The organism is Streptomyces sp. SID1328, assembly GCF_009865595.1.
Lineage (GTDB): Bacteria > Actinomycetota > Actinomycetes > Streptomycetales > Streptomycetaceae > Streptomyces > Streptomyces griseoluteus.
The window spans coordinates 1-3,388 of record NZ_WWKH01000066.1 but is presented as its reverse complement, the minus strand read 5'-3'; the positions used below and the strand labels follow the sequence as shown (position 1 = coordinate 3,388).

Genomic DNA, 3,388 nt, shown 5'->3' with positions numbered 1-3,388 from the left:
CGCCCAGTCCGCTCGCCCGGCTCGGCCCCTGGCTGACCGTGCTGCGCGCCCGGACCCGCCGCGCCTCCCTCGGCGGTGACCGGTGAGCACGCGCACCCTGGTGATCGTCGGCGCGGGACCGCGCGCCACCGGGCTGCTGGAGCGCATCGGCGCCAGCGCGCCCGAACTCTGGTCCGGGGGAAATGAGTTGCATGTCCATCTGGTGGACCCGCACCCACCCGGTCCGGGCCGGGTCTGGCGGCACGAGCAGTCGCCGCTGCTGCGGATGAACTCCATGGCCGAGGACGTCACCATGTTCACCGACGAGACCTCCACCGTGGACGGCCCGGTGCGCCCCGGCCCCTCGCTTGCCGAGTGGGCGGCCCAGTTCGCCGTCCCGGACGGCCCGCGCTTCACCCCGTACGCGGAACCGGCCGACCCGGAGGTGCTCGCCGAGCTCCGCGCCCTGGGCCCGGCCGACTTCCCGACCCGTCGTGCCCAGAGCGCCTATCTGGACTGGGTTTTCCGCCGGGCGCTGGCCGATCTGCCGCCCTCGGTGACCGTCGAGTGGCACCGCACCACCGCGACCTCGGTCACCGGCCCGGCCGACGGCCCCCAGGAGGTCCGGCTGGCCGGCCGCAGCGATCCGCTCCGCGCCGACCTGGTGATACTGACCCAGGGGCATCTGGGCTCAAGTCCCGCCCCGGCGCACCGGGTTCACGCGGACTTCGCCCGGCGGCACGGGCGCTTCCATCTGCCGCCCGCCTTCTCCGCCGACGCCGACCTGTCGGGACTGCGCCCCGGCGAGGACGTCGTACTGCGCGGCTTCGGGCTTGCGTTCGTCGACCTGATGGTGCTGCTCACGGAGGGCCGGGGCGGCGCCTACCGGACCGAGCCGGACGGCACACTGACCTACCTGCCCTCCGGCCGCGAACCCGTACTGCACGTCGGCTCGCGGCGCGGGGTGCCGTACCACGCCAAGACCGGCTACCAGCTGCGGGGACCCCGGCCGCCGCTCCCCCGGTACTTCGGCCCGGAGGCGGTCGACGCGCTGGCCGCCGGGGGCGGTCCGCTGGACCTGCGGCGCGACGTGTGGCCGCTGATGGCCAAGGAGATCGGGTTCGGCCACTACCACGAGCTGTTCCACGCCCACCCCGAGCGCACGGCCATGCCCTGGCCGGAGTTCCTGGCCGCCTACGACCGATTCGGCTGGTACTCGGCCCGGTTGGCCGGGCTGGTCGCCACCGCCGTACCCGACCCGGCCGACCGGCTGGACTTCGAGGCGCTGGACCGGCCGCTGGATGGTCTCGTCTTCGACACCCCGGACGCCTTCCAGGAGCACCTGCGCGCCTACGTCCGCGAGGATCTGGCCCGCCGCGAGGACCCGGAGCACAGCGCCGACCTCGGCGCGTTCCTCGCGCTGCTCTCGATATACGGCCAACTGCCCGCGCTGGTGGCCTCCGGACGGCTGACGGCACGCTCGCTGGCGGACGGGCTGGACGGCTGGTGGCACGGGTTCTTCAGCTTCCTCGCCTCCGGGCCGCCCGGCTTCCGGCTGCGGGAGCTGGACGCGCTGTCCCGCGCCGGTGTGGTGCGCTTCCTCGGCGCCGGCACAAGGGTCGGCACGGACGAGGCCACCGGCACCTTCACGGCGACGAGTCCCACGGTGCCGGGGCACACGGTGCACGCGACCGCCCTGATCGAGGCGTATCTGCCGGGTCCGAACCTGGACCGCACCGAGGACCCGCTGCTGCGGCACCTGCACCGCACCGGCGCGCTGGCGGAGGAGGTGGTGGCCGACGGCACGCACCGGCACCGGTCCGGCCGGATCACCGTCTCCCCCGCCGACGGCCATCTGATCGACCCGGGCCTGGGCCGGCCGCACCCGCGCCGGATCGCCCTGGGCGCCCCGACCGACAGCCGGGCCATCGCCGCCTTCGCCCGCCCCCGCACCGACGCGCCCGCCTTCCGGCAGAACGACACGGTGGCCAGGGCGGTGCTGCGGGCGCTGGACGCCGAGCCGTCGGAGCCGTACGTACCGGGTCCGGTCGACTGCGCCCGGGTCGGGGGCTGATGTACGAGGGGGCTGCCCGGACGATGACCGGGCAGCCCCTCCGTACTCACGCCTGCGGCCCCGCGGGGATGTCGCCGCGCAGGGTGATCCGGTGCATTACCCGGTGCTGGTCGCCGTAGTCGCGGTTGGCGTAGTGCGAAGTGCTGCGGTTGTCCCACAGGGCCACGTCACCCGGCTGCCACCGGTGCCGGACCACATGTTCCGGCTTGGTGAGGTGTGCGTAGAGAATGTCCAGCAGGCCCCGGCTCTCGTGCTCGGAGACGCCGACGATGTGCGAGGTGAAGCCGGGGTTCACGAACAGCCCCTTGCGCCCGCTCTCCGGGTGCACCCGTACCACCGGGTGTTCCACCGGCGTGAGCTGGGTGAACACCTCGCCCTCCCACAGGTTGCCCTTCCCCTGCCGGCGCTGGGCGAGGTAGTAGCCGAACTCGCGGGAGCCGTCGTGCACGGCGGTGAGGGTGTCGATGTGCGCCCGCAGCCCCGGCGACAGCGACTCGTACGCGGCCTGGCTGTCGGCCCAGTTGGTGTCGCCCCCGGTGGGCGGCAGCACCACCGCGCGCAGCACGGAGATGGCGGGCGGGCGGGCGACGAAGGTGACGTCGGTGTGCCACACGTCGGCGAAGCCGTTGTCCTGGCTGTCCAGCGAGTACACCTCGGGCGGCACGTCGCCGGAGTCGTGCACCGGGTGCCCGGCCGTGACCTCACCGAGCCGCCGGCCCAGCTCGATCTGCCCCGCGTCGTCGAGCAGGTGCTGTCCCCGCACGAAGAGGACCTTGTGGCGCACCAGGGCCTCGCGCAGCGCGAGCACGCCGTCGTCGTCCAGGTGCGCCAGCTCTATGCCGTCGATCTCGGCGCCGATGTTGGGGCCCAGCTCGGTGAGCGGCAGCCGCGTCGCCGCGGGCCGGTCGCTGAGGATGCTCATACGGGTGTCCTTTCCGGTACGGCCCCGTCCTGGGACCTGGTTTCCTGTCGCGGTACGACGGTCAGGCCGCGGCGGCGCTCTTCACGGCGTGCGCGACCTCGGCGCGCAGTTCCCCGAACTCCGGTGAGCCACGCAGCTCTTCGGCGTCCACCTCACCGCGCGGCAGGGTGACCGGCAGGTCGAGCGCGACGGTCCCCGGGCTCTTGGTCAGCACCACGATGCGGGAGCCGAGGAACACGGCCTCCTCGGCCGAGTGCGTCACGAACACCGTGGTGCGCCCTGCCTGTGCGGCCATCCGGCGCACGTCCTCCTGGAGCCGTTCACGGGTGAGCGCGTCCAGCGCCGCGAAGGGTTCGTCGAGCAGCAGCAGCGGGTTCTCGGCGGCGAGCGCGCGGGCGATGGCGACGCGCTGC

Annotated in this window: 2 protein-coding genes and 1 pseudogene; 1 reads left to right on the top strand and 2 read right to left on the bottom strand. The window is 73.9% G+C overall.

All coding sequences use genetic code 11. From position 1 onward, the window contains the following. The first annotated feature begins 82 nt into the window (after positions 1-82). Positions 83-2,053, top strand: a complete 1,971-nt coding sequence (locus GT030_RS02115; protein WP_161199548.1) for an FAD/NAD(P)-binding protein — start codon at positions 83-85, stop codon at positions 2,051-2,053. A gap of 46 nt (positions 2,054-2,099) precedes the next feature. On the opposite strand, the gene GT030_RS02110 is transcribed toward GT030_RS02115, so the two are convergent. After that, complete coding sequence (locus GT030_RS02110; RefSeq protein WP_161199547.1) at positions 2,100-2,975, bottom strand: TauD/TfdA family dioxygenase; 876 nt, start codon at positions 2,973-2,975, stop codon at positions 2,100-2,102. Between the two features lie 61 nt (positions 2,976-3,036). Then, positions 3,037-3,388, bottom strand: a pseudogene (locus GT030_RS02105) (ABC transporter ATP-binding protein); the annotation flags it as partial.